The sequence below is a fragment of the Sediminibacillus sp. JSM 1682029 genome (assembly GCF_041366435.1).
GTDB classification, from domain to species: domain Bacteria; phylum Bacillota; class Bacilli; order Bacillales; family Amphibacillaceae; genus Sediminibacillus; species Sediminibacillus terrae.
This window is the reverse complement of the sequence record NZ_JBEWYY010000016.1, coordinates 1-25,137: the sequence shown is the minus strand read 5'-3', so window position 1 is coordinate 25,137 and position 25,137 is coordinate 1. Positions and strand designations below refer to the sequence as shown.

At 43.8% G+C, this 25,137-nt stretch carries 26 protein-coding genes and 2 rRNA genes; 2 read left to right on the top strand and 26 right to left on the bottom strand.

Annotation, left to right across the window (positions count from 1 at the left end; all coding sequences use genetic code 11):
- Window positions 1-133: 133 nt before the first annotated feature.
- The 13 genes from ABVF09_RS18590 to metG form a co-directional block, all read right to left on the bottom strand.
- A complete protein-coding gene (locus ABVF09_RS18590) occupies window positions 134-1,087 on the bottom strand; it encodes a ribose-phosphate diphosphokinase (protein ID WP_026568980.1) in 954 nt (317 codons plus the stop codon).
- A 15-nt stretch (window positions 1,088-1,102) separates the two neighbouring features.
- Complete coding sequence (gene glmU, locus ABVF09_RS18585; protein WP_371069828.1) at window positions 1,103-2,482, bottom strand: bifunctional UDP-N-acetylglucosamine diphosphorylase/glucosamine-1-phosphate N-acetyltransferase GlmU; 1,380 nt, start codon at window positions 2,480-2,482, stop codon at window positions 1,103-1,105.
- A gap of 324 nt (window positions 2,483-2,806) precedes the next feature.
- Entirely contained in the window at window positions 2,807-3,097 is a 291-nt protein-coding gene (spoVG, locus tag ABVF09_RS18580) for a septation regulator SpoVG (protein WP_026568978.1), read from the bottom strand.
- Between the two features lie 254 nt (window positions 3,098-3,351).
- Complete coding sequence (gene purR, locus ABVF09_RS18575) at window positions 3,352-4,164, bottom strand: pur operon repressor (protein ID WP_026770987.1); 813 nt, start codon at window positions 4,162-4,164, stop codon at window positions 3,352-3,354.
- Window positions 4,165-4,218: 54 nt separating this feature from the next.
- Window positions 4,219-5,088 (bottom strand): 4-(cytidine 5'-diphospho)-2-C-methyl-D-erythritol kinase, encoded by an 870-nt coding sequence (ispE, locus tag ABVF09_RS18570; RefSeq protein ID WP_026770988.1) that lies wholly within the window; start codon window positions 5,086-5,088, stop codon window positions 4,219-4,221.
- Between the two features lie 119 nt (window positions 5,089-5,207).
- Entirely contained in the window at window positions 5,208-5,387 is a 180-nt protein-coding gene (locus tag ABVF09_RS18565) for a small, acid-soluble spore protein, alpha/beta type (RefSeq protein ID WP_026568975.1), read from the bottom strand.
- Window positions 5,388-5,671: 284 nt separating this feature from the next.
- On the bottom strand, window positions 5,672-5,938 hold the full coding sequence (veg, locus tag ABVF09_RS18560) for a biofilm formation stimulator Veg (RefSeq protein ID WP_026568974.1): 267 nt from the start codon (window positions 5,936-5,938) through the stop codon (window positions 5,672-5,674).
- A 205-nt stretch (window positions 5,939-6,143) separates the two neighbouring features.
- Window positions 6,144-7,019 carry a sporulation peptidase YabG gene (gene yabG, locus ABVF09_RS18555; RefSeq protein WP_026770989.1) on the bottom strand — a complete coding sequence of 292 codons (876 nt, stop codon included), beginning with the start codon at window positions 7,017-7,019 and terminating at the stop codon, window positions 6,144-6,146.
- A gap of 92 nt (window positions 7,020-7,111) precedes the next feature.
- On the bottom strand, window positions 7,112-8,002 hold the full coding sequence (rsmA, locus tag ABVF09_RS18550; RefSeq protein WP_371069827.1) for a 16S rRNA (adenine(1518)-N(6)/adenine(1519)-N(6))-dimethyltransferase RsmA: 891 nt from the start codon (window positions 8,000-8,002) through the stop codon (window positions 7,112-7,114).
- Entirely contained in the window at window positions 7,995-8,555 is a 561-nt protein-coding gene (gene rnmV, locus ABVF09_RS18545; RefSeq protein ID WP_371069840.1) for a ribonuclease M5, read from the bottom strand. The genes rsmA and rnmV overlap by 8 nt, the downstream gene beginning before the upstream one ends.
- A 972-nt stretch (window positions 8,556-9,527) precedes the next feature.
- Window positions 9,528-10,751 (bottom strand): ubiquitin-like domain-containing protein, encoded by a 1,224-nt coding sequence (locus ABVF09_RS18540; protein WP_026568970.1) that lies wholly within the window; start codon window positions 10,749-10,751, stop codon window positions 9,528-9,530.
- Window positions 10,752-11,215: 464 nt separating this feature from the next.
- Window positions 11,216-11,986, bottom strand: a complete 771-nt coding sequence (locus ABVF09_RS18535) for a TatD family hydrolase (protein WP_371069826.1) — start codon at window positions 11,984-11,986, stop codon at window positions 11,216-11,218.
- Window positions 11,987-12,100: 114 nt separating this feature from the next.
- Window positions 12,101-14,056 carry a methionine--tRNA ligase gene (gene metG, locus ABVF09_RS18530; RefSeq protein WP_026770991.1) on the bottom strand — a complete coding sequence of 652 codons (1,956 nt, stop codon included), beginning with the start codon at window positions 14,054-14,056 and terminating at the stop codon, window positions 12,101-12,103.
- Between the two features lie 463 nt (window positions 14,057-14,519).
- Here metG and ABVF09_RS18525 point away from each other — a divergent pair, with 463 nt between their 5' ends.
- The gene (locus tag ABVF09_RS18525) at window positions 14,520-14,798 is read left to right on the top strand and encodes a transition state genes transcriptional regulator AbrB (RefSeq protein WP_026568967.1); all 279 of its coding nucleotides are present in this window, start codon (window positions 14,520-14,522) and stop codon (window positions 14,796-14,798) included.
- A 38-nt stretch (window positions 14,799-14,836) separates the two neighbouring features.
- Here the strand turns inward: ABVF09_RS18525 and rsmI are convergent, their stop codons facing one another.
- From rsmI to ABVF09_RS18470, 11 genes are all read right to left on the bottom strand, one after another.
- Complete coding sequence (rsmI, locus tag ABVF09_RS18520) at window positions 14,837-15,706, bottom strand: 16S rRNA (cytidine(1402)-2'-O)-methyltransferase (protein ID WP_371069825.1); 870 nt, start codon at window positions 15,704-15,706, stop codon at window positions 14,837-14,839.
- A complete protein-coding gene (locus tag ABVF09_RS18515; protein WP_026568965.1) occupies window positions 15,703-15,981 on the bottom strand; it encodes a GIY-YIG nuclease family protein in 279 nt (92 codons plus the stop codon). The genes rsmI and ABVF09_RS18515 overlap by 4 nt, the downstream gene beginning before the upstream one ends.
- On the bottom strand, window positions 15,968-16,660 hold the full coding sequence (locus ABVF09_RS18510) for a tRNA1(Val) (adenine(37)-N6)-methyltransferase (RefSeq protein WP_371069839.1): 693 nt from the start codon (window positions 16,658-16,660) through the stop codon (window positions 15,968-15,970). The genes ABVF09_RS18515 and ABVF09_RS18510 overlap by 14 nt, the downstream gene beginning before the upstream one ends.
- A 206-nt stretch (window positions 16,661-16,866) precedes the next feature.
- Entirely contained in the window at window positions 16,867-17,217 is a 351-nt protein-coding gene (yabA, locus tag ABVF09_RS18505; protein WP_371069824.1) for a DNA replication initiation control protein YabA, read from the bottom strand.
- Between the two features lie 16 nt (window positions 17,218-17,233).
- Window positions 17,234-18,061: a PSP1 domain-containing protein gene (locus ABVF09_RS18500; RefSeq protein WP_026568962.1), complete on the bottom strand. Its 828-nt coding sequence runs from the start codon at window positions 18,059-18,061 to the stop codon at window positions 17,234-17,236.
- A gap of 7 nt (window positions 18,062-18,068) precedes the next feature.
- Window positions 18,069-19,055 (bottom strand): DNA polymerase III subunit delta', encoded by a 987-nt coding sequence (holB, locus tag ABVF09_RS18495; RefSeq protein WP_371069823.1) that lies wholly within the window; start codon window positions 19,053-19,055, stop codon window positions 18,069-18,071.
- A 25-nt stretch (window positions 19,056-19,080) separates the two neighbouring features.
- Window positions 19,081-19,521 (bottom strand): YaaR family protein, encoded by a 441-nt coding sequence (locus tag ABVF09_RS18490; RefSeq protein ID WP_026568960.1) that lies wholly within the window; start codon window positions 19,519-19,521, stop codon window positions 19,081-19,083.
- An 18-nt stretch (window positions 19,522-19,539) separates the two neighbouring features.
- Window positions 19,540-19,869, bottom strand: coding sequence for a cyclic-di-AMP receptor (locus ABVF09_RS18485; protein WP_026568959.1), 330 nt, complete (start codon window positions 19,867-19,869; stop codon window positions 19,540-19,542).
- Window positions 19,870-19,987: 118 nt separating this feature from the next.
- Window positions 19,988-20,614: a dTMP kinase gene (gene tmk, locus ABVF09_RS18480; RefSeq protein ID WP_026568958.1), complete on the bottom strand. Its 627-nt coding sequence runs from the start codon at window positions 20,612-20,614 to the stop codon at window positions 19,988-19,990.
- A 24-nt stretch (window positions 20,615-20,638) separates the two neighbouring features.
- The gene (locus tag ABVF09_RS18475) at window positions 20,639-22,063 is read right to left on the bottom strand and encodes an aminotransferase class I/II-fold pyridoxal phosphate-dependent enzyme (RefSeq protein WP_371069822.1); all 1,425 of its coding nucleotides are present in this window, start codon (window positions 22,061-22,063) and stop codon (window positions 20,639-20,641) included.
- A gap of 209 nt (window positions 22,064-22,272) precedes the next feature.
- Window positions 22,273-22,464, bottom strand: a complete 192-nt coding sequence (locus ABVF09_RS18470; protein ID WP_026568956.1) for a sigma factor G inhibitor Gin — start codon at window positions 22,462-22,464, stop codon at window positions 22,273-22,275.
- 207 nt (window positions 22,465-22,671) lie between these two features.
- Here ABVF09_RS18470 and ABVF09_RS18465 point away from each other — a divergent pair, with 207 nt between their 5' ends.
- Window positions 22,672-23,448, top strand: coding sequence for a class I SAM-dependent methyltransferase (locus ABVF09_RS18465; RefSeq protein ID WP_161993043.1), 777 nt, complete (start codon window positions 22,672-22,674; stop codon window positions 23,446-23,448).
- A gap of 1,155 nt (window positions 23,449-24,603) precedes the next feature.
- Here the strand turns inward: ABVF09_RS18465 and rrf are convergent.
- Both rrf and ABVF09_RS18455 read right to left on the bottom strand, forming a co-directional pair.
- Window positions 24,604-24,719 (bottom strand): 5S ribosomal RNA (gene rrf, locus ABVF09_RS18460).
- 301 nt (window positions 24,720-25,020) lie between these two features.
- Window positions 25,021-25,137: ribosomal RNA gene (locus ABVF09_RS18455) — 23S ribosomal RNA — on the bottom strand; the annotation flags it as partial.

Sequence of the window (25,137 nt, the reverse complement as noted above, 5' to 3'; positions counted from 1 at the left end):
TCATAAACATTGGGCAAAACAAGTTGATTACTTCCTGGGGTCCTATTCTCGCTGTTTGTTCTATGGAAGAAGTCCGGTGTCCTCAATAATTTCTTTTGCCTTAAAAACAGGCAGGACTAGTTAAGCAATACTATCAATCGAACAAGATACTTACAGACTGTAGTTCATGTACGCGAATGATCGCTTCACTGATTAATGGAGCAACGGATAGCTGCGATATTTTTTCGATTTGTTTCTCTTCTTTTAGTGGAATCGTATTGGTTACAATCAGTTCCTTGATTTTCGATTGATCAATTCTTTCTATAGCGGGGCCAGAAAGAACTGGGTGTGTACAACAAGCATACACTTCTTTTGCACCATTTTCAATTAAAGCATTGGCGGCAAGCGTAATGGTCCCTGCGGTATCGATAATATCATCGATCAAGATGGCCGTCTTCCCTTCAATATTTCCGACGATATTCATTACTTCGGAAACATTGGGCCGAGGTCTCCGTTTATCGATGATGGCAATTGGCGCTTTCAAACGATCAGCCATTTGACGTGCCCTGGTCACCCCGCCGTGATCTGGAGAGACGATAACCAAATCATCCAGGTTCATTTCTTGGAAATAATCGGACAGAATTGGCACACCAACTAGTTGATCGACAGGAATATTGAAGAATCCTTGAATTTGTGGGGCATGCAAATCCAACGTGATAACCCGGGAAGCCCCTGCCGTTTGCAATAAATCGGCAACGAGTTTGGCCGTGATTGGCTCCCTTGCCCGTGCTTTACGGTCTTGTCTTGCATAACCATAGTATGGAATGACGATATTGATGGACTTTGCAGAAGCCCGTTTTAACGCATCGATCATGATCAACAGTTCCATTAAGTGCTGGTTGACCGGTTCGCTTGTCGATTGAACGACATAGACATCGCACCCGCGAATACTTTCCTCGATATTGATTTGCACCTCGCCATCACTAAAGGTCGAGACCGAACATTTACCCAATTCCGTTCCAATATGGGCAGCTATTTGTTCCGCCAGATGCGGATTGGAATTTAATGTGAATACCCGCAGTGATGAGTCTTTATATCCAGTTGCCATCTGATAAGCCCTCCATTAATCTTTTTTCGGTTTTTTTATTTTCTTGGCATAGTCTTCTTTGTTCGTCTGTCTGGCCCGGGCGATGGAGAGTGCTTCTTCCGGAACATTTTGGTTGATGGTAGAACCAGCGGCAACGTAAGCACCCTTGCCGACAGTAACAGGCGCAATCAGATTGGAATTACATCCGATGAACGCGTCATCCTCTATTTTAGTCAAGTGCTTATTCTCGCCGTCATAATTGACCGTAATCGTGCCACAGCCAATATTTACGCCCTTGCCGATCTCCGCATCGCCAATATAGCTTAAATGGGAAACCTTGCTGTTTTCTTCTACGGCCGCTTTTTTGACTTCTACAAAGTTGCCGATCTTCACCTGGTCACCAAGCGAACTTTGCGGACGAATATGGGCAAAGGGGCCGACTTGCACGCGTGCTCCGATTTCGCTGTCCTTCGCGACACTTTGACGGATTACCGTTTCAGTACCTACCGTGCAATTTTCGATTTCAGAATTCGGACCAATTACTGCGTCGCTTTCAATTACCGTATTACCTTTCAAGATGGTTCCAGGATAAATCACTACATCCTGTTCGATAACTACTTCGGGGGCGATATACGTGTTTTCTGGATCAGTGATGGTAACCCCGTTTCTCATATGCTGCTCATTAACCCGTTTTTTCATCAGTTTCTCTGCCTGAGAGAGTGCCACTCTGTCATTTACTCCGATCGTTTCATCAAAAGTATCCGTTTGAAATGCACTGACTTTCTCTCCGCTCTGCTTCAAGATTTCCAGTACATCCGGTAAATAATACTCACCTTGGGCATTTTCATTCGAAACATGCTTTAAGGCGGCGAATAAGGCCTGATTATCAAAACAGTACGTGCCAGTATTTATTTCACTGATTGCAAGCTCCTGAGTCGAAGCATCTTTATGTTCCACGACTTTTTCGACATTGTCGTTTTCATTTCGGACCACACGTCCATATCCCGTCGGATCGGGAGCTTCTGCCGTTAAAATGGTGGCCTTCGCACCTTCGCTGTCATGATGGTTCATCAAGGCTTCTAATGTATGGTTGGTCAGTAGCGGCGTGTCACCACTGACGACTATTGTCGTTCCTTCTTTGTCCTGAAGAAGGTTTTCCGCTTGAAGTACAGCATGTCCTGTTCCCAACTGTTCTTCCTGAATAACAAATTCCACTTTTTCGCCAAGCTGATCTTGTACCTTTTCAGCTCCGTATCCTACTACTGTTATTAGCTTTTCCAAATCCAGCTTATTTAATTGATCTACAACATGTTGTACCATCGGGCGTCCCATCACTGGATGCAACACTTTATAAAGCTTCGACTTCATCCTTGTTCCCTGCCCAGCTGCCAACACAACGGCATACCTTTTGGTCATGTAGAAACCTCCATTTTCATCCCTGTTTTTATCTGCAGGTGCGAAAAAAAACGGCCGCAAGTCCTGGAATATTCTTCCTTCCGGCTATCGATTCGCGTCTCTTCTGATATAATTTATCCAGTTATGAATATATCTTAAAACACAAGGCATTTCAATAGAGAGCCCCTGTATCCGGGCAGTGGTTTCCAAGCGTTATGCCTATCTTTCTAAAGTCCCTTGATAGAGTCAAAAAGTTTTTCCGGTTGTTCAACAGAAGGAACTCTCGATTTTAAACATAAAAAGAAGCCTAATCTAAGAAGATTAGACCCCTGCTGCTCCCAAGCTTTAAGAAGCACCCGCTTCTTCATATTCTACTTCCACTTCTCCGGCACGGTGATATTCTTCTAATACAGCGTCTTGAATTTTTCCTCTGGTATTAGAATTAATCGGATGCGCGATATCGCGAAATTCCCCATCAGGAGTACGTTTAGAAGGCATTGCTACGAATAACCCGTTGTTGCCGTCTATGACGCGAATGTCATGGACAACAAACTCCTGATCCAACGTAATAGAAGCAATTGCTCGCATTCTTCCCTCGGTATTAACGCGGCGTAATCTGACGTCTGTTACTTCCATTATGTTTCACCACCTTTTCCCTATAGAACTTATTACCATAAATTCAACAAAATAAGAATAAATCCTGCCTGTTTTAAAAATTTTTTTAAAAAAGATGTTTATTTTTTCGGGAAAAGATAAATTGGTGAATAAAAAATCGATATGCACTGGGCGCATTGCTGTTCCATGTAAAAAAAACACATTGATCGGCGACTTCGTTCAAGCAATGACGGGTGGATCGCACCACTTATTTCCGATTCTGAAATGAACCATACTCAGGAAAACAAGTTGCCGCGGTGAACCTCGATCTGTCTGTTTTTGACATCGACATTGGTGATTTGGATAAGCGACGTGTATTCTGTAACGACTCTTTCTTCATCCTCGTCCTCCGCCTCGGCCAGGACACCGATTGCTGCTACTTCAGCACGGAATTCCTCCATTAAATTTTTCATCCCATTGACCGTTCCGCCAGCTTTCATAAAATCATCGATAATACAAACCCTGGCGCCCTCTTGAAGGCTTCGTTTCGAAAGGACCATGGTTTGGATTTTCCTCGAAGAACCAGAAACATAGTTAATGCTCACAGTCGAACCTTCTGTCACTTTTGGATCACGTCGGACAATTACCACCGGAACATTCAAAAATGCAGCTACTGCATAGGCCAGCGGAATGCCTTTGGTGGCGACAGTCACGACTACATCGATCTCTGAACTGGCAAATGCACTGGCAAACAACCTGCCGATATTTCTTACTTTGGATGGTTCTCCCAGGATATCACTCATGTATAAATAACCGCCGGGAAGCAGCCGATTCGGATCTTCCAGTTCTTCGCACAGTTGGTCGATGAAACGCTCACTGTTTTCTTGGGAATACTCCGGAATGTATTTAACTCCTCCAGCAGCCCCTGATACGGATTCCAAATAACCAATCCCCAAATTTTGAAGGTTCTGGTTTATAATTGCCAAATCTTCACTGATGGAAGACTTGGCTGCATCGAACTCCGCTGAAAAAAACGGGAGGGAGACAAGCTGGGACGGATGTTCAACCAAATAATTTGTCATTGCCACCAAACGGTCACTTCTTTTCATGTTTGCACCTCAAAAACCGAATATTTTCCTTAAACATAACACTTATGTACGTATTCAATCAAGTAGCTGATGATACCCAAGCATCCTTACAACATAAACTTCATCACAAAATCCTCTTAGACTGTTATATATACGATAAGCACGTGATTCCTGATGGGCCAGGGAGAAGACAGTCGGGCCACTGCCGCTCATCAATACGGCATCAGCACCTGCTAGTTCCATCTGTTGTTTGATTTGTCTTACTTCCGGATACATCGGCAGGGTGACTGACTCAAGGACGTTTCCGACTTTCTTGCACATTGCGTCAAAGTCTTCAGCTTCTAGCGCTTTGATCATTCCCTTTGTGTCTGGATGGTCCACACCGTCCGGAGAGAAGTTTTGATAAATGGTTTGTGTCGAAACACCGATTGCCGGTTTGGCCAACACAACCCAGCAGGATGGCGGTGCCGGAAGTTCTTCAATCAACTCCCCTCTTCCTTTAGCCAAAGCGGTTGTGTTATAAACGCAAAAAGAAACATCAGAACCTATCCGGGCTCCTAAATCCGCCATTTCCTTTACAGACATGCCAAGCTGCCATAGCCTGTTCAATCCGCGGATGACGGCTGCGGCGTCGCTGCTTCCTCCTGCTAGTCCGGCTGCTACCGGAATGTTCTTTTCAATAAAAATGTTCAGCCCTTTTTTTACATTATATGTATCCTTCACCAATTTCGCTGCCCGATATGCGAGATTCCGTTCGTCGTTCGGGACAAATTGGTTTTCAGAGTCGATGATTATTTTATCGGAAGGAAGTTCCGTAAGCCCTATCCGGTCCGCTAAATCAATCGTGGTCATCACCATTTCGATTTCATGGTAATTATCTGGCCGTTTATAGAGAACATCCAGGCTCAAATTGATTTTTGCCGGTGCTTTTTCAAGTAATTGCATCGTACCACCTGCTTTTATTGATATTTATTTTATAAATAGTATCATATCATAATGCTTAACCGCCAAGATACTGACGCCTGGTTCATACTGATGATAAAAAGGGGACAAACCCCTTTTATTCAGGATTTGTCCCTTTGAAGCTGCTGTTCGGCCATCTCAACTGCACGCTTGACCATATTTCCGGCATCACGCGCCTTGATTCCACCCCAGCCTTCTTTTTGCACCGTGTCGTAAAAACCTAATTCCTTTGCAATTTCCTCTTTCAACTGGTCTGACATGATTCCTCTGCGCCTGCCCATGAAAGAACAGCCCCTTTCAAAGTAAGCTTTTTACGACATTCCTAGTGTATCCTTGAAACAACAGGCTACACCTTTCTTTTGTGTGCAATTATGGGAAAATTTATAAACAAAAACAGGAATGCGCGCTTTTGCGGCCACGGCATCTCTCCAGGGCCCTTTCCTTCTGCAGCTTTCGGAGTTGACAAAAGCGCAGGCTTCCATTAGCCGGAATACAGGCTATTACGGCTAATAATCATTTACAGGCAAGAGCAAATTCGGGCATAGAAAAAGCAGTAAACGAATGTTTACTGCTCCCCAACGACCATCTTGCTCATATCATCGATGAAATTCAACTCTACAGTTTCTGTCAATACATCTGCGTAGCTGTAAGACACTCGCTCAAACGCATTCTCGTCTTGATCCAGCTCGACAATAAATACCGAGGGATACGTTTCAGCCAGCGTACCAAACCGTTCAATGGTTTTTCTCCTTCCGCCATTTGCTTTCAGCTTCAGGCGTTTACCAATTTGCCCGTCTAAACCTTGTTTAATTTCCACCAATGTTTTAGCCAATGCACTCCACCTCACTGTTTTTACTATACCATAAGCTTGTTCTTAAGTCAAATAAAATCTTATATTATAACAGCATAACAAAATTACTGTCAACAAGAAAAATCGCTTTTCCCTTAATTACTGTTTATTTTATCTAAATACCGATAAATTATGTAAATAAAAAACACTTCTTACCACAAATGTGCAGAAGTGCTTATTAAAACGCTCAATAATTTTCTGTTTCTTCTTCTTTTAAGTAAGGCATTCCGGTTCGCAGCAATCCCCTGGTCTCCACACCTCCGAGTCCTTTTGCTCCTGTCATGGTGTTTCGGAGGGCCTCCCAGACACTGACCTTATCCATAAACGGTGTGTAAGCAATTTTGGCAGCGATATAGACAGGATCCAGGGCATGGATATTGATCCGGGAAGGAGAGCTCGCAAAATTGGCCCCCGCTCTGATCAAAGACTCAAAATGTGATTGACATGCCCCTGCGAAAATGACCAACTGGTCCAAGTGGGGGACTACCTGTCTTGCTTCCCGTACCGTTTCGACGAAATATTTGGAATGCCTATAGGCAGAAATATCGCTTTTGATCCCTTTGTTCCTTGAATAAGCATCATGTCCGGTAATGATGATGATATCCGGCTGAATTTTTTTTACCAGACCGGCAATTTCCAACGGCATGTCTTTCTCGCTGAGATGGACACCATGGACTTGAAGACCGATGCGCTGATACACATCGATACATTTCTTCAAGTAAAGACGATCACCATCCAAATGCAAGACACGGGCCGGAATTTGAAAATAACTGGAATCCTGCTGGTATCCCTCTGTGGATTCATATTCTCGCTTTTCTTTCATCAGCTGATAGTCCTGTCGAAATAAACGATAGGAATAATCCTCTTTTTCTTTTTCCTTTTTTCGGTAGCGCTCCAGGTCTCTTTTTTCTACGATCTGCAAATCCTCTTGATCGGCATCCGCCACTAATCGCACATCTTCCCCATGAAGGAGAACATAATTCTCCTTTATATGGATGACCCGGAATAGTATATCGTTATGATAGGAATTGCGGGTAACTAATTCTCCAGTAGTAACATTCATGCTTTCACCTCATCATAGCCGGATAGGCAACCATTCGTTACTAACTAGACTATGTGAGGAATAAAAAGATGTGTCTAACGCCCTACAGGCAGCTATCCCGCCTGTCCAACCTTTTGATAAAACATATTGGCCAAACGGGCAAACTCAGCCATCGTCAAAGACTCGCCCCGCCGTGTTCCGTCTATATCCGCCTGTTCCAAGAGTGTTTCTATCGTTTCTTTCGTCAAACGATCGGAGAAATGTCGGGCCAGATTGTTCCTTAACGTCTTTCGTCTCTGACCAAAAGAAGCCTGGACCAAGTCAAAGAAAAAATCTTCATTTTGTACTTCAACAGGCGGCTCATCTCTGACAGTCAAATGCAGAACAGCGGAATCCACATTTGGTTGCGGCATGAATACTGTTTTCGGTACAGTCATCGCAATCGTTGCTTCCGTATAGTACTGGACGGCTATCGTCAACGAACCATAGCTTTTTGTGTTCGGATTGGCTGCCATACGGTCGGCTACCTCTTTCTGAATCATGACGGTAAAGCTTTCCACAGGCAGTTTCTCCCTCAGCAGTTTCATGAGAATGGGTGTCGTTATATAGTACGGGAGATTGGCTGCTACTTTGATTTTTTGTCCTTCTTGAAAATTTTCTTCGATCACTCGGGTAATATCCGCCTGTAAAATGTCTTGATTGATGATGGTGATATTATCATAATCACCTAACGTTTCTTTTAAAATCGGCACGAGCCGCTGGTCAATTTCAAAAGCCACCACCTGACTGGAATGTCTGGCCAGCTGCTCGGTCAGCGCACCCATTCCAGGGCCAATCTCTATCGTGCCTGTATGTTTATCGATGCCTGCATACGCGATGATTCTCTCTAGTATGTTCACGTCAATCAGAAAATTTTGTCCCAGGCTTTTTTTAAAGGAAAAACCATACTTTGCCAAGATTTCTTTTGTTTTTAAAGGAGTCGCGATTGCTTTTTGGTTATTCATCCTCTTCCTCCTTCAAGATTTTTTCCATGCTATCAATGAACGTTTGCCTGGAAATTTGGAACATGTGTAGTCGTTTTAGCAGTTGTTTCCCATTAGCATAACCAATTTTCAGGGCATTCCCCAACTTTTCCCGACGCTCTTTCGCTTTGCTTCCACCGAGGAGCCCATATTGGAATAAGTCGGATTTATCCATGTCGCTCTCGCTGACTTCTGCTATTTCATACACACTTTCCAGGGCCTGACGTATCGCATCTTTTGAAGCATGTTCTATTCCCAGGCCTTTATCATGCTTGGCCTTTGCTTCGGCGCGTGTCAAAAACGCATGCTTGCAGCCTGGCACGGCATTTGACACAATGTGTCTGATTCTCTCCCCTGGATAGTCTGGATCTGTGAATATAATAACGCCTCGTTTTGCTTGGGCATGCCGGACTTGTTCAATGACTGACTGGTTGACTGCTGATCCATTGGTTTCTATAGTATCTGCATCCACCGATTGTTTGATTTTTGCTGTGTCATCTTTTCCTTCCACTACAATGATTTCTTTCACCTTCAACTTTTTCATCTTCATCCTCCGCTTATCTGAACGGTTTATATCTATAACTACTCTATCTTAATTTGTTTCCCGAATAAAGCCAAGCCTGCTCGTCCTTGCTTCTTATAAACACTAAGTTATAAAGCGCAGCTCCAATGGGATATAGGGGCTTAGCTTGCGTCAAAAAGAATTTAAAATTTATACACCGAGCAGCCCGAATACACGTAGACTCCTGGGGGATAGAAGGCGAGGCCACTGAAAAAGTCCTTTCTTGTTGATTCTCACGAATCGCTTATCGGTGGATGCTTGCCGCGGGCACGGCCTCAGCTAACTTGGTCAAGAAGATCACTTGACCAAGTGGATCTTCGGCTCGCGCTGTTCCCGCAGGCGTCACCACCGAACGCTCACCGCGGAATAAACAGAGGGTAAAAGAAAAAGAAGTGATTTTTTTGATTTCTAAAAGAAAGTCACTCTTTTTTCTTGTACAATGAAAGGAATGAATACATAAAAGAGGTAGCTCTTGAGAAAGGCTTGATTCAATCGAAGTCTCTCATCCTTGAACATTCGTAAAATGATTTAATCCTTCGATGAATCCATGAAGAAAAAGTTTCCTGAGAAACCAACCGAAGATACGCTTGAAGCTGAGCTGGATTATTCGGAACGTCTTGTCGAAGTCATTTTCACAGTTAATATGAAGCGAAAAGTTAAACTAATGAAGGAATAGACGGTAGCAAACCTCTTGAATTAGACAAAAAACGGTCTGTATGGAAGTTAAATTCTACACAGACCGTTTTTTATAATTATACTTTACATAGACTATCAGTTCTTCAGTGCCCTCGATAGAAGGCCCAGGAGAGACCCTGCAAAGCAATAGCTTGAGGAGGCTCACCAGCCACCCGCAGAAAGCGAAGTGTATTCGGGCTGCGGTCTTTGGAAAAAGTATTAAAAAAACAGAACCTGCCTCTGAATTGGAAGACAAGCCCTGCTTTATCATTAATCGAGTACTTTCACTTTTACTTTTTTGCTGCCGAATCGGTGTGCTTCGCTTGGTGAAGATACATGAACGTCAATTCGGTTGCCGGATACGTTCCCGCCTGTATCACCTGCAATTGCTGTGCCGTAACCTTCCACCCATACTTTGCTTCCTAATGGGATTACATTCGGGTCGACAGCGATCACCTTGGCATTCGGGTTATCCTTCAAGTTAATTCCGGTTGCTGTGACGCCTGAACAGCCGCTGCAGTTGGCAGAATATGCTGTGGCATGCATGTAATACGTTTTAGAAGAACCATTTCCATCGCCGCCCCGGGAGACAGTGTCTGAAGAAGATGTTGCAGCGGTAGTCGTTACAGCCGGCTTTTCGACTTTCGTCCCCACTGCTACGATTCGCTGTTCGCTTTCTTTCTCCACTTCTTCTTTTATCAACTTCCGGTCGACTTCTTTTCCGTTTTCAAGCGTGACTTCGAAATGTTTGGCAACAAGCCCCTCTTCCCCGGAAGAAACAACCTCTTCCTTCCCTTTTGCAAGGTTGTCATCCTGCCTGGTCACAATGGAATAATCGGTTTTTTCTTTGACGATGTCGGTTACTTTTTCTACACGCGTGATTTCGATAGGGGCATCCTTGCTGACTTCATCCTCCAATTTCATGTTGACTCGGTCAAGCTCACCTAATTCGATCTTTTCCTGTTTCAATAAATCTTCCACGGTGGTACCGACTGTCCAATACTTTTCCTTCTCACCGCCGTCATCGACCGTTACTTGAAAGGCTTTGGCAATGTCCACCTGCAATCCTTCCGATACCGATTCAGATAGTGCGGGAGTTACTTGATCATGTTCGCTGATGTCGATATTGTTTTCTTCTAAAACATCCCCGACAGTTTCAGCAGTTGTGTAATATGTTTTATCGTCTCCATCAGTAGTGATTACTACGTCGATTGCCTTTGTGTAGTTGATTTCCATTCCCGATGTGAGTTTATCGTCTGGGTCGTGGGAGAGCTTATCGTATTCTCCCAATTCGATGTTCAATTCTTCTAGAACGTCGCCTACAGTATCAGCATGTGTACGAACGGTCGTGGTTTCTCCGTTTGCATTCACAGAAACTTGGGCTTTCGTTACTTGAAATGTAAAAATACCCGCTAATAACAGTACCGCAACGCTGGCTGCATAGATGACTGACTTCGTTCTAAAAGCGGACAATAGCTGTGAAATTAATTTCATGCTCGCTTGCCTCCTTTATACCCGTTGTATTATATAAACAACGTTTTTACCTGTCAAACCGTCCAGTCAAGGTACAAAAGTCCCCCAAACCCCGCTATTACAACAACGAAAGATGCATGTTCGCCCAATGTTTCAAATATATTAAAAGTAAGTAACAGAGACAGACGGCATTTAATCAAATTGTAATGTATGATAATGCTGTCCTTTCCTTAATTGATTATGCCATGTCCCATATACCGGCAAACTTGGCATATCACCTTCATTCTTCTGGCCATCCCTGCGCAGGTATAGCTATTGCCGGTGTTCCCTGTGAATCGTTGTCTATCGGGGAGCAAAAAAAGAGAGCCAGACTAGTACTGGCTCTCTCATTATGAACGTTGCTTATCCAATTTTAAACTCAAAAATTACGACATATCCGAACAAACAATGGCACTTAGCGGCAATCCTCCCGCAATCGCAGGCAGCTATGGTTTTATTTTAAACAAATTAAAGGCATTATTTGTAGTTGCATCGCTAACTTCCTCGAACGAAAGTTCTTTCAGCTCGGCAATTTTTTCTGCGACCAGTTTGACATAGGCCGGTTCGTTTCGTTTGCCGCGATTCGGGTGGGGGGCAAGAAACGGACAGTCTGTTTCCACTAGCAACCGGTCAAGGGGGACAATCTTGGCTACTTCCTTAGGATCCTTGGCGTTTTTAAAAGTAACCGGTCCTCCAAGAGAAATGTAAAAGTTCATATCCAGACATTCCTGGACATATTCCGCAGAATCGTTATAACAATGCATGATTCCGCCAACCTCTGCAGCATTTTCTTCCCGCAAAATTTCAATAATATCCTCCGTAGCTTCCCGGTTATGGATAATGATCGGCAACCCGACACGTTTCGCCAGATTGATTTGTTTGCGAAGTACTTCCTTTTGGATGTCCTTCGGTGACTTATCCCAATGATAATCCAAGCCCATTTCCCCGATAGCGGCAACTTTCGGATGACTCGCCAATTCTTCGATCCACTCTAAATCTTCCGTCTTCATATCAATGGCATCTACTGGATGCCACCCAACGGCCGCATATATAGTTGGATTGGTTTCAGCCAATTCCAATGCTTTCGGAATGGTTTCCCTGTCAAAGCCGACAACCACCATATATTCGACGCCTGCTTCTTTGGCGCGTCGCATTACTTCCTCCCGATCTTCATCAAATTGATCGATGTTTAAATGTACATGTGTATCAAACAGCATGTTACCCTAACCTCCTGGTAATTCTTTCTCCGATTTTTTCTTCTCCATTACGGAAAAAACGCCTATCCATCTCTCATGATAAGCGTTTTTTTCCTTTATGAAAAAGATTCAGTACTACTTTACTTTTGAACCATTGGGAAGATCATCTGTTACAGTGGCGAGGGAAAGCTTTCCGCTTTCGTCTTCACCTGACAAAATCATCCCTTGGGACAACTCGCCTCTCAACTTGACCGGCTTGAGATTCGTCACACAAATCACTTTCCTGCCAACTAAATCCTCAGCACGGTAATGTTCAGCGATACCAGAAACAACCTGACGCCGTTCCGTGCCAAGGTCAAGTTGCAGCTTCAACAGTTTGTCCGCTTTTTCCATTTTCTCGGCACGGACCACCTCGGCAACACGCAAGTCAAGCTTCAAGAATTCATCAAAAGTGATTTCTTCTGCCTCCGCTTTTTTGGAATCCTTTTTCTCTTCCTTCGCTTCCGGCTTTTTCATCATATCTTTGATAATCTGCACTTCTTTTTCCGCATCAAGACGAGGAAAAATCGGATCTTGTTTCTGTACTTTAGTACCTGGTGCTATCAGTCCATCCTGCTTCAAGCTTTCCCATTCTTTGCAGGCCTCTTCCTCAATACCGATCTGGCTGAAAATGCGATCCGGCGTCTCTGTCAAAAATGGTCTTAACAGCACAGCCGCTTTGCGCAATGATTCTGCCAAATGGGCCATTACATTGCCAAGCCTCTCCTTTTTCGCTTCATCTTTTGCTAAAATCCATGGCTGTGTTTCATCGATATATTTATTGGTTCGACTGATCAACTGCCAAATTGTCGACAAGGCAACCGAAAATTCCATGTTTTCCATGGCTTCTTCTACTCTCTCGACTGTTTCTCCAGCCAATTTCTCCAACTGCACATCGAACTGGTCCTCGCCAGCTTTAAAAGCAGGAAGTACCCCGTCAAAATACTTATCAACCATTGCTACTGTTCGGTTGAGCAGGTTGCCCAAATCGTTTGCTAAATCATAGTTGGTTCTTTCGACGAATCCTTCAGGGGTAAACACCCCGTCTGAACCAAACGGTACTTCACGCAGCAGGTAGTAGCGCAACGCATCCAAACCGTAACGATCGGTTAATTGGATGGGGTCGACTACATTTCCTTTTGACTTCGACATCTTCCCATCCTTCATAAGAATCCAACCGTGGGCAAAAACCTTTTTCGGAAGTGGCAAATCCAGAGCCATGAGCATAATCGGCCAATAAATCGTGTGGAAACGAACAATCTCTTTACTCATCAGGTGGACATCTGCCGGCCAGTATTTCTGGTAGCGCTCATCATCGTCCGTTCCATACCCGAGAGCGGTAATATAATTCGACAGTGCATCGATCCAGACATAAATGACATGTTTCGGGTCTCCAGGTACCTTGATCCCCCAGTCGAACGTAGTCCTGGATACAGCCAAGTCTTCCAAGCCTGGTTTAATAAAGTTATTGATCATCTCGTTTTTCCGGCTTGCAGGCTGAATAAAGTCAGGATTTTCTTCATAGTAGGCCAACAGCCTGTCTACATATTTACTCATTTTGAAGAAGTAGGATTCTTCTTTCACTTTTTCTACCGGCCCGCCACAGTCCGGACAATGCCCATCTTCCAACTGCCGCTCTGTAAAGAAAGATTCACAGGAAGTACAATACCATCCTTCGTATTCATCTAAGTAAATGTCGCCCTGGTCCAGCAGACGGGCAAAAATCTTCTCTACCGTTTGTTTGTGCCGTTCTTCGGTAGTCCGAATAAAATCGACGTAAGAGATATCAAGCCGTTGCCATAAATCTTTAATGCCGCTGACGATTTCATCGACATATACCTGAGGGGAAACCCCTTTTTCGTCAGCTTTCTTCTGAATTTTCTGACCGTGTTCGTCCGTCCCTGTCAAATACATGACATCATAACCGCGCAACCGCTTATAGCGGGCCATCGCATCTCCGGCCACCGTCGTATAAGCATGCCCTATGTGCAAGTTTCCGCTTGGATAGTAAATCGGCGTCGTGATATAAAAAGTCTTCTTTTCCCTTGTCATCCGGGGAACCTCCTCTTTCAAACCTTCTTCATTATTTTCACCGGTATTTCCTACGAACCTACATACCGCTCGAGGTTTTACCGAATTGATGAATAAAAACCAGTATGTTTACATTGTAGACTATTTTACAGGATTTTTTCCATTCTGAACATCGTTCAAATAAGCAAGAACCTGAGGATATTATCCTGTCCTGTAAAAAGTCGGCACATCATTTTGTCGAATTTTCAAAGGGTTAATGTCGAATTTTGTCGAAAAAAGCAGGCTTGCAGAGGGCTTCTTTATGCAAATTCTGGGTATTTTATCGGTCCAATCGCCTATTGGTATCCCTTTAAAAAGGGTAATATATTAGTATTTAGACAAAATAGTCATTTTCTAGAAAAAATTAATTGACACTTATGTAAATCACTGGTACGCTATTGCTAAATACTTGTCGAATTCTGACGAAATGAGGGGAGAAAATTTTATGAAATCTACTGGAATTGTTCGTAAGGTGGATGAATTAGGTCGCGTTGTCATTCCAATCGAGCTTCGTCGTACACTTGGTATCAACGAAAAAGATGCTTTGGAGATTTACGTGGATGATGACCGTATCATTCTGAAGAAATACAAGCCGAACATGACCTGCCACATCACGGGAGAAATCTCTGATGATAACCTGTCATTAGCAAATGGCAAGTTGGTGTTGAGCCCTGAAGGCGCACAGGAGTTACTGAAAGAAATACAATCTCGTTTGGATAAGTAATAGATGCCAGGCCCCTATGTTTGCATAGAGGCCTTTTTTTATTCGACATGGAAAGCTTGATAAACGTCGCGTTTGGGCATGTTCCTGTCGACTGCTGTTTGTTTGATTGCATTCTTGCTGCTTTCTCCTTGTTCCATGTAATAAGCCACATGCTCCTTAAGTGTCCAGTCCTCCCACCAAACTGATTCAGCCTGCGCAGTCGCTGTTCCGCCTTCGACTACAATACAAAATTCTCCCTTTAATTGCTTTTCTTCTGTCCATTGCAGCACTTCCTGGGCTGTCCCACGAATATATTCTTCATATCGTTTCGTCAATTCTCTTGCCAGCGAAACCCTGCGGTTTCCAAGTTGATCACCAATCGACTTCAACGTTTCTTTCAACCGATGCGGTGATTCATAAAACAGTAACGTGGCTCTGATGTGCTGCAACAAATCAAGTTCTGCTTCTCTGTCCTTTTTCTTCCGGGGTAAGAAACCATAAAAATAAAACTCCCGTGGCGAAAGTCCGGAACCCACCAAGGCACACAAGGCTGCATTGGCGCCAGGGAGTGTGACCACTGGTAAATTGTGTTCCACTGCTGCGTTTACCATTTCGTAACCTGGATCGGAAATGGCAGGCATTCCGGCGTCGCTCACCAAGGCGATATTTTTACCATCCAGTAGTTTTTCCAACAACCCCGCTTCTCTCGCCTGCTTGTTGTGTTCATGATAACTGATCAACGGTTTTTCGATCGAGAAATGGTTCATTAATTTTTTGGTATTCCTTGTATCCTCGGCTGCAATAAAATCCACCGTCTTCAAAGTATGTAAGGCTCGCAGTGTAATATCATCAAGATTGCCGATAGGTGTCGGAACCAAGTAAAGGGTTCCTCCGGGGAAAGTCCCTTGAAAACTGCTTTGGATGTTCATCTCCCATCATGCCCTTCTGTAAAAGATTTAATCAGTTTATCCTTTTGTTTACGTGAAAGCTGCTTTATTTGATATTCTTCATGCATGGCTTCTTCCTTCGTGGAAAAAGACTGACAGAAAACCAGCTGAAACGGCCCCCTGCCCCTGGTATATTTAGCCCCTTTGCCATTCTCATGCATCGTGAGGCGCTTTTTCAAATTATTTGTATAACCGGTATAGAGTGTCCCATCTTTGCATTCCAGCATGTAAACCATATGCGTTTTATCGTTTTCCATACAAGATCTCCCCAAGTTCTTTCGTATAGTTCCCTTGCTCATCAAATGCATAAAGAGGCGGAAGCATCTTTAAGTCGGGCTTTCCATCACGCGTCCCTTCAATCAGAAGGATGTTGGCTTCTTTACCTGCCTTCGGATAAACGAATCGAAGCTTTTTTGGTTCGATTTTGTATTTTCGAAACAAAGTCAGCAAATCCACCAGACGACCTGGCCTGTGTACCATCGCCACTTTCCCCCCAGGTCTGACCAATTTACTGCATGATGCCACGACATCTTCTAACGTACAGTAAATTTCATGTCTGGCAATCGTTAGGTACTCATTGCTGTTTTGCTCTTTTTCCTTAGGTGTTTGAAAGTAAGGGGGATTACAAGTGACCAAATCAAAAGGACCGTTTCCGAATTTTGATGGCATGTCTTTCAAATCACCGTGGACCATGTCTATCTGGTCTTCCAACTCGTTGATCAAGACATTTCTCTCTGCCATATCGTGCAGCCTGCTCTGTATTTCCACACCGGTAATATGGGCGCGGGACCGCTTGCTCAAGAGTAAAGGAATGACCCCGTTTCCAGTGCATAAGTCGAGAATGTTTCCCTGTTTCACCGGTACATAGGTGAAGTCAGCCAACAGCACAGCGTCCAAAGAAAAGGCGAACACTTCTGGACTCTGGATGATTTTCATGTTTTCTTCTGCCAATAGGTAGTCAAGTCTCTCCCCGTTCTTCAATTCAACTTCTTCCACGTTTCCAAATCCTTTCTTCCTTTAGCCGGATAGCCGTTCACCTACCCGTTATAAAATCATGCTGTATGAAAAGAAGGACTGAATCAAAGAAATCCCTTGAATTCAGTCCTGTTTCCTATGGTCCGGCTGCTAGAACGCCAGACCCTCTATTTGCTTTTATTTAGAAATAACAAGCAAAACAAGCAGTCTTCATCCTGGCGCGGACTGCCAAAATGAACGTTGCAAATATGAAACCCTTCTTCATATAAACGTGCTAAATTATCATAGCCTTCGCCAACCGGTACTTCAGAGCTGCTGCTCTTGCCCGTTTCTTTTTGTTCTCCTTGTTCGGTACTGCTTTCCAATCGATTGCGCAAATGGTGATTCTCCACTGCGAGGCGATGATTTTCTTCCAGCAGTTCCGCTAAGTAATTTTTCAAATCTCCCAACTGCTGATAAAGCTGACCGATTTTCTCTTCCATATCTGTGACTTGTTCAAAAACCTCTTTTTTATTCACGCGTCTTTCCACCCCATCATTCCGTGGCTTGCGTAGATATGACTCCTTCTTCGATGAGCTCATCGATTGTATATTCAATTACTCTTTCCTTTTCGGGAATTTCGATTTGGACGAGTCGTTCCAGAATATTCAATCCGACAACTTTTCCTGCGCCGTATCCGGTAGTGATTTTCTCCCCTAAGTCAGGCAGGATTTTCTTCGCTGTTTCATATTCGTCATTCTCATATTTCAAACAGCACATCAAACGTCCACAAAGACCAGATATTTTCGCCGGATTTAAAGATAAATTCTGGTCCTTTGCCATCTTGATCGATACAGGCTCAAAGTCGCCAAGGAAGGTGGAACAACAGAGCATCCGCCCGCATGGTCCGACACCGCCCAGCAATTTCGCCTCATCGCGCACCCCGATTTGCCGTAATTCTATTCTTGTTTTGAAAACAGACGCCAAATCCTTGACCAGGTTGCGGAAATCGACCCTTCCGTCTGCTGTGAAATAAAAAATGACTTTATTCCGATCAAAGGTGTACTCGACCTCGACTAAGTTCATATCCAGGTTGTGTTCCCGGATCTTTTGTTCGCAAATCCGGTGTGCCTCATGCGAACTTTCCTGATTTTCCACCACCGACAATTTATCCTTCTCGGTTGCTAAACGGATGACCTTTTTCAACGGAAGAACAACATCCTCCTCATCCACCCGTTTGTTGGAAATGACCACTTTGCCGAATTCAATTCCCCGGACGGTTTCCACAATAACATAATCGTCTTTGGAAATGATATTCTCGGCTGGGTCGAAATAATATATTTTACCCGCTTTTTTAAAACGGACGCCAATCACTTCTACCATCTGTCATTCACCTCTTCAAATGAAGTGTAAGCTGCTCCATCGCCAAAGCCGGATGCACATTTTGTTCCAATTTTCTTTTGGCCTCCAGTATCCGCTGCAAAGCATCGGTCGTCTCCTGTTTCGACCAATGCAGCGAGGCTTGAGAAAGCTTGTCTTTTTCATTGATGAAAATGACAGCGTCCTCGTTGTCGACAAAGCTGTACACAATGTCTTTGAACCATAACAATAATAAATCCAGGCCTCTTTGCATTTGTTGTCTCTCTTTAAAATGAGGCATCCATTGATTATGGATGAACAACATGGCTTCCTCCGGTTTCGACTGGAGTACTTCTGTTAATTGTACCACTATCTTTCTGGCATTAGCAAACCAGTCATCATGGCCTATTTCAAGTGCTTCGGTGACATTGTTGGTAAGTGCGGAAATCAATCTCGCATTGGAAGAAGATAACCCTTCTTCCTGCAGCTGCTTCTGCAAGTTGGCTGGATTCAAAGGCTTTAGTGCCATGATTTGGCATCTGGAACGAATCGTTTGCAGAATGGCCTGACTGTTAGATGTGAGAAGCATCGCCGTTGTCTGTTTGCTTGGTTCTTCTAAAAATTTCAACAGCCGGTTGGATGCATTGGCTGTCATTTTTTCTGCGTCTTCTATGATATAGACCTTCTGATTCGATTCCAATCCCGTGTACGTAAACTCCTTTTGTAAGTGAAGGATTTGTTCTTTCTTGATAGATTGGCCATCCGGAATGATCCAATGCACATCCGGATGGTTGCCGGACTCTATACGCTGGCAATCCTTGCATTGCTGGCAAGGTTCCTGACCATTTTTATGACGGCAAAAAATACTCTTCGCCAACACCATGCTGATGGCTTTTTTCCCTGTTCCCCGGTTTCCCTGGAATAAATAAGCATGAGAAACACGTTGTTTCGCCAGACTATTCGTCAGCATCCTGGCTGCCAATGGTTGTATGGAAGCTATATCAGACCATGTTTTCATTTTCTTTCATCCCTACTCGTTGACCTTAAGTATATAAATTCACCAGCAGCCCTTTAATTTCTCCAATCAGGCCTAAAATATCAATCGGCTTTTTTTCCTGTTCCAGTACTCCTTCCGTCAACTCCACCAGCTTTTCATCGATGTTTTCCACTGTTGTGAGCTTTCGGTTGTTTCCATCCATGTTCCAGCTGTGGGAATGTTTTAATTCCATCCCATATTGCACAGCTTCCTTGACAAAGTTTTTCACCATTCGTTTGTACTTCGCTAAATCGCGGAAAGACCTGGCACGCGCCAGTCTTTCCCCTTGAGCGGTCAAATCAGACATTAATTTTTGCAATTCCATCTCTTTTAGCTTATGGCTTTGTGATTCTACCAAGGTTCCAAAACTCTTGCTTCCCCTGACTGTTTGAGGGATATTTTTCGGTGATGCCTCCACTTTTGAACGCATCTCTTGTGATATTTTCATTACTTCTCCTCTTTTTGCCTAAAATTGAAAGAAAGATTCCACCGGTAATACAAAGACAGTCGCACCGCCGACTTCAACCTCGATGGGGCGTGGAATGTAAGAGTCCGCATTTCCACCCATCGGTGAAATCGGAGCTACCATCTGTTCACGCTGGCTGCAGTTATTGCGGATAATATCGAGCGCTCCGTCGACATCTTTATCCTCGCAACCGATCATCAATGTGGTGTTCCCTTCCTTCAGGAAACCACCGGTAGAGGATAACTTGGTCGTTTTGTAATTCCCTTCCCTCAAAGCATCTGTCAGACGATTCGTGTCCTTATCCTGTACTACTGCCAATATCAGCTTCATTTACCTTCTCTCCTTTACGTTCATTTTATTTTATTAAACAAGCAAGCCTGTTCACAAAGCGATCCGCATACTAAGGGTCCACCTTAACCCCTTGCTTGTAGGATAATATCATTCCTCTTTAACGCAAAAAAGAAACAATTTTCTGGTAAGCTTCTTCTGTTACAGCGGCTAAGTCGTTTTCTGCATTGATGGGAGAAATCCTGTTCGGAAACTTTTCCAAAAGTATTCGATAAGCCTGATAAACACTGTCATGGAACTGTTGTTTTTCTAAATCCAGGCGGTTTTTTTCACGTGAAACATTTTCTGCGATCCGCTGCAAACCAACTTCCGGACGTATATCAAAAAACAATGTCAGGTCCGGCATGCAGTCACTGATGGCAAACTGGTTGATTTGGTATACCTCTTCCATTCCCAGCCCACGAGCATATCCTTGATAAGCCAGGCTGCTGTCGACAAACCGATCGCATAACACAATGCGGCCTTCTTTGAGTGCTGGAAGCACTTTTTCCACTAAATGCTGGCGTCTGGCCGCTGCATATAGCAATGCTTCTGTCTTTCCATCCATGGCTGTATGGGAAGGTTCCAAAATAATCTGCCTGATTTTTTCTGCTATCTCTATTCCGCCTGGCTCCCGCGTAGCTGTTACCGAATAGCCCTCCTCCGTCAGTTTCTTCTCTATTTCTTTTAGAACCGAGGTTTTTCCGGCTCCCTCACCGCCCTCAAACGTTATAAAGTATCCTTGCACATTCATTCTCCTTTAGAGCTGTACCTATCTCAGACAATACACGCCTTGTTCGATATGATGATTCTGAAAGTTTATTCCTTGTTTTATTAAATAGTTTATCATCTTTATATGGACTGATGTTATTTTTTCTCCCTTTAACAGCAATGGAATGCCTGGCGGATATGGGATGACTGCCTGTGCTGCTATCCTTCCTTCCGCCTCGTTCCATCCAATGAATTCTTTCCTCATCCGGTTCATCGCTTGATAAGAAGCCTCCAATGAATGGATTTGCTGTTGTTCAATCTGTACTCTTCCTATTGTATCACGGTTGGGAAGGAATTTTAATCGTCCAGAAATCTTTTCTACTGCTGTTTGCAGCCTTTCCCATTCTTGAAAAGGAGCAAGACCGTGAAGGAAAAGCACCTGATTTTCCGTAGAAAGTTCGGGATATATTCCCTCTTCCTCGAACAGTTTAGCAACCTGGATGCCAGACCAACGCTCGTTTACTTCCAGCGTGATTTTTAACGGGTCATCTAATCCGATTTGACTTGGAAGTACTTCCCATTCCCCGACAGTGGAAAGTGCATTGCGCAGCCGGTTCACACTTTCAAGGATGGAAGTTAACGCTTTTTCTTTGATTTCGGACAAATAGTAACGTGCCAGGTCCAGACTAGCCATTAAGGGGTACGATGGACTGCTTGATTGAAGCATTTGCAAGTAATGGGCAACATCCTCTCTGTCAATTACAGGTGACTTGATATGCAGAAAAGATGCCATCGTCAGTGCCGGAGCCATCTTATGAGCTGACTGGACGACAAGATCTGCCCCTGACTCCAACGCAGAAGCGGGGAATTTTTCTGAAAGAGAAAAATGGACCCCATGCGCTTCATCCACCAGTACAGCAATATTTCGCCGATGGGCCATCTCCACCACGGATGGAAGATCAAAAACCGTACCGAAATAATCTGGATAGGTCAGGACAATGGCGCCAACATCGGGATGCTGGTCCATTGCCTGCTTGATTGTGTCCAACTCAGGAGCAGTATAACGCCCAACCCTTCCATCGTAAGCCGGAGCAATGAATACTGGCTCTGCCCCGCTTAATTCCAGTCCATTAAGAATGGATTTGTGACAATTACGCTGTACAAGTACTTTCCTGCCAAGCCTTGCTGCCGTCAACATCATTGCCAAGTTGCCAGCGGTACTCCCGCCTACCAGGAAAAACGTTTCCTCAGCACCAAACCAATTTGCTGCTAGATCCTGCGCCTGTTTAATGACACCGGTTGGTGCATGCAAGTCATCTAATCCAGTCAGCTCCGTTACGTCCAATCGGAGCAATTGAGCAAAATCCTCCAAACCCTTATCAGCGAAAACTTCACCATTTTTATGGCCCGGTACGTGCAAGGAAATTGGCTGTTGTTGAGAAAAAGTTTGTAAAGCTCCGAATAACGGAGTTATATGTTGGTTCATTAACGTCATCCTTTATCGAAAAAACTATTTCCAAGAAACGGTTGTTTTGTAACAAGATATAATTTGCGGCCTATTCTTGTATGACTTCCTTGCATCCTACTTTTATTCAGTATAACATCCCTTCCCCTTGCCGTTATATTAAGAAAAGCCCAGCGGCTGTCTCTGAAAATAAACAAGCTCTTATCCCCAAGGAATAAGAGCTTGTTTATCTATGAATATAATTTTGTTTGTTTCATATTTTTCAATTTATCCAAGTAATACTGATACGCTGCATCAGAAGGTTCCGTATGAATGATTTTCTGTTCACATTCACAACAGATATACAGTGTGTATAAATGAATACCTTTCTGCTTTTCTACTCCACAAACTCCGCAAGTTTCATAAGTTCCTCTGTTTCCCATATTCTCTCCACCTCCGTTAGCTTAGTCTTTCCTAATCTAACGAAACCTATACATCAAACTCTAAATTTCATTATATTGTATTCTATGAAAAATCCAGTAGGAGTTGTTTGTACACAGGGCATTTATTTTTAATCACAAAGTAGGATGGATTTAATTACCAACGAATTATATAATAATCAAAAGTTTGTGTTTACTGGAGGTGGCTCTATGGCCGTCGATTTTCATTCCAAAGCAGTAAGGCTCTCCTATACTAATCGTGATGTGGATCCACTTTGGGAAAATCTTTTATTATCACATGTAGATATTGAAGGCAAAAGGGTGTTGGACTTAGGGTGCGGGGGAGGCATTTATACAAAGGCCCTAGCCCAAATGGGTGCAAAGGAAATAGTCGGTTTGGATTTTTCGAAAGAAATGCTCAAAACCGCCCGTAAATATTGTGAGAACGAACCAAACACTACCTTTGTATGGGGAGACGCTGCTGACACCGGTCTTAAAAATGAACAATTTGACCTAATTTTGAACCGGGCTGTCATTCATCATCTTACCGACCTTCCTTTGTTGTTTGATGAAATGCACCGCTTATTGAAACCGGGCGGGATGGCCTTCATACAGGATCGGACATTGGAGGATTGTTTACTGCCAGGTAATAAGAATCATATTCGTGGTTACTTTTTTGAAGCCTTTCCCAATCTGATTTCTTTTGAACGGGATAGAAGGCCGCTGGCCAAGGATGTGGAACAGTTTTTACAAGCCTCTGGTTTTACAGAAGTCCATTCCACCGTTTTCTGGGAGACCCGCAAACATTATAATTCAGTCCATTGTTTGGAAGAGGATTTAAAGTCAAGAACCGGCCGTGCCATTCTTCACGAACTCACGGATAAAGAGATGAGTATTCTAGTCGGTTACATAAAGAAACAACTTGCCTATTTTGCTGACAGCATCCATGAAAAGGATCGCTGGACGGTTTGGACTGCACACAAATGATATAAGCCCAGAGCAGCTTGTGCTCAATCCCCCGCACCTAGACGCAGCATTGGGTGCTATTTTTTTACCTGAAATCGGCTTAAGACTTGGATATGATGGGCACGGAAAGGGAAATATTTCGTTTAAAACAGGGAGTTTTTCTATTGGACAAAAAGTATAAACTGCGACATAGTTTGAATGCGTCTTGATGACTTCTTATTTTTGTAGAGGTGGAGTTCGATGCTGCGAAAATACCCTGCGCTTTCCGCGGGCGGCTGGTGAGCTTCCTCGAGCTGACGCTCTGCGGGATCTCACCGAGGCCTTTCCTCCCGCGGGAGTCTTCGGGTATTTTCTTCGCTAGGAACAGCTTTCTGTTAAAAAATGCGTGTACTAGACATTTTTCATCCATGGTACTCCAAGCATCGTATCATCAAAAGATTGCCGGGAAAACAAGCAGAAAGTCCAAGAACAGGATAATAAATGGAACTTCAACTATCTATTTATGAAAAGAAGTACACATTTCCTGACAAAGCTTTTAAGATGGCTTGTTCGGACTCAAAGAAAAAGTCTCTAGGTTTGCGATAACACCATGCTTCTTAGCGTAGGTAGCATACGTAGACTCCAGCGGGAACAGCGCGAGCTGAAGATCCACTAGGTAAAGCGGTTTTCTTTACCTAGTTAGCTGAAGCCGTGCCCGCGGAAAGCGAAGTATGCTACCGAAGCGGTGGTTAGCACGCTTTTTGAATAGGACATTACAGTTACTGCGCATTTTCTATCCACTGCGTATGATTTTGGTTCTCTGTCAAATGTGGTGGTGTGATTTTTCTTCCACTCTCTCTTTATCGAAAACCTCACTCTAAAAACAGCTATTTTACTCAGACCGCAGAGGAAATAAACCTACAGAGCCTTTTTAATCGCTTGCTGCCATGAAATTTTATGCTTTAATCGTCCAAAGTATTTGATCCCAAAGGAATCTCCTTTTAAAACCTTTATCGTATTGTTCATTCTCTCGATATACCCATATGAAATGAATCCATATGTACCCGTTTTGTTATCTCTTTACAGAACGGGCACGTTTGTCATTTTTGTCTTGTGTGTAGTTCTGCCCTAAAGCCATTTCCAACAAAAAAGACACCCTTGAGCGAGTTCGAACTCATTCAAGGGTGTCTTTGTTTTGCCTGGCGGCGTCCTACTCTCGCAGGGGCAAAGCCCCAACTACCATGGGCGCTGGAGAGCTTAACTGCTGTGTTCGGCATGGGAACAGGTGTGGCCTCTCCGCTATTGCCACCAGGCCTGCAGGATACAGGTCGTTCTGTGTTGTTCACAGGACGTGAACGGGCTTAACAGAACTTCCTTGGTGATTAATTAAGAAAAGTGTACCTTCAAAACTAGATAAGAAGGAAGACATCAACGAACTTCACACGTTTGAATCTCGCTCTGCGGACAAAGTCCGCGACGCTTTATACTTAATCCAGTTACGGCTCCTAACAGCTAGTGTATAGTTCATCCAGCTTTTCGTACGCTTAAAGCGGCGCACTACAATCTGGCTGATCTATCCATACGCTGTTGACCAGTCGCCTTCACTTTTTGTTTTAAGTTAAGTCCTCGATCGATTAGTATCCGTCAGCTGCACGTGTCACCACGCTTCCACCTCGGACCTATCAACCTCATCGTCTCTGAGGGATCTTACTCATTTAAAATGATGGGAAG

What these genes read in the sequence shown, in the direction of transcription:
- ABVF09_RS18590 (WP_026568980.1), bottom strand. Translation starts at nt 1,087, where the DNA reads ATGGCAACTGGATATAAAGACTCATCACTGCGGGTATTCACATTAAAT.
- glmU (WP_371069828.1), bottom strand. Translation starts at nt 2,482, where the DNA reads ATGACCAAAAGGTATGCCGTTGTGTTGGCAGCTGGGCAGGGAACAAGG.
- spoVG (WP_026568978.1), bottom strand. Translation starts at nt 3,097, where the DNA reads ATGGAAGTAACAGACGTCAGATTACGCCGCGTTAATACCGAGGGAAGA.
- purR (WP_026770987.1), bottom strand. Translation starts at nt 4,164, where the DNA reads ATGAAAAGAAGTGACCGTTTGGTGGCAATGACAAATTATTTGGTTGAA.
- ispE (WP_026770988.1), bottom strand. Translation starts at nt 5,088, where the DNA reads ATGCAATTACTTGAAAAAGCACCGGCAAAAATCAATTTGAGCCTGGAT.
- ABVF09_RS18565 (WP_026568975.1), bottom strand. Translation starts at nt 5,387, where the DNA reads ATGGGCAGGCGCAGAGGAATCATGTCAGACCAGTTGAAAGAGGAAATT.
- yabG (WP_026770989.1), bottom strand. Translation starts at nt 7,019, where the DNA reads ATGAATGTTACTACTGGAGAATTAGTTACCCGCAATTCCTATCATAAC.
- rsmA (WP_371069827.1), bottom strand. Translation starts at nt 8,002, where the DNA reads ATGAATAACCAAAAAGCAATCGCGACTCCTTTAAAAACAAAAGAAATC.
- ABVF09_RS18540 (WP_026568970.1), bottom strand. Translation starts at nt 10,751, where the DNA reads ATGAAATTAATTTCACAGCTATTGTCCGCTTTTAGAACGAAGTCAGTC.
- ABVF09_RS18535 (WP_371069826.1), bottom strand. Translation starts at nt 11,986, where the DNA reads ATGCTGTTTGATACACATGTACATTTAAACATCGATCAATTTGATGAA.
- metG (WP_026770991.1), bottom strand. Translation starts at nt 14,056, where the DNA reads ATGACAAGGGAAAAGAAGACTTTTTATATCACGACGCCGATTTACTAT.
- ABVF09_RS18525 (WP_026568967.1), top strand. Translation starts at nt 14,520, where the DNA reads ATGAAATCTACTGGAATTGTTCGTAAGGTGGATGAATTAGGTCGCGTT.
- rsmI (WP_371069825.1), bottom strand. Translation starts at nt 15,706, where the DNA reads ATGAACATCCAAAGCAGTTTTCAAGGGACTTTCCCCGGAGGAACCCTT.
- ABVF09_RS18515 (WP_026568965.1), bottom strand. Translation starts at nt 15,981, where the DNA reads ATGGAAAACGATAAAACGCATATGGTTTACATGCTGGAATGCAAAGAT.
- ABVF09_RS18510 (WP_371069839.1), bottom strand. Translation starts at nt 16,660, where the DNA reads ATGAAAATCATCCAGAGTCCAGAAGTGTTCGCCTTTTCTTTGGACGCT.
- ABVF09_RS18500 (WP_026568962.1), bottom strand. Translation starts at nt 18,061, where the DNA reads ATGGTAGAAGTGATTGGCGTCCGTTTTAAAAAAGCGGGTAAAATATAT.
- holB (WP_371069823.1), bottom strand. Translation starts at nt 19,055, where the DNA reads ATGAAAACATGGTCTGATATAGCTTCCATACAACCATTGGCAGCCAGG.
- ABVF09_RS18490 (WP_026568960.1), bottom strand. Translation starts at nt 19,521, where the DNA reads ATGAAAATATCACAAGAGATGCGTTCAAAAGTGGAGGCATCACCGAAA.
- ABVF09_RS18485 (WP_026568959.1), bottom strand. Translation starts at nt 19,869, where the DNA reads ATGAAGCTGATATTGGCAGTAGTACAGGATAAGGACACGAATCGTCTG.
- ABVF09_RS18475 (WP_371069822.1), bottom strand. Translation starts at nt 22,063, where the DNA reads ATGAACCAACATATAACTCCGTTATTCGGAGCTTTACAAACTTTTTCT.
- ABVF09_RS18470 (WP_026568956.1), bottom strand. Translation starts at nt 22,464, where the DNA reads ATGGGAAACAGAGGAACTTATGAAACTTGCGGAGTTTGTGGAGTAGAA.
- ABVF09_RS18465 (WP_161993043.1), top strand. Translation starts at nt 22,672, where the DNA reads ATGGCCGTCGATTTTCATTCCAAAGCAGTAAGGCTCTCCTATACTAAT.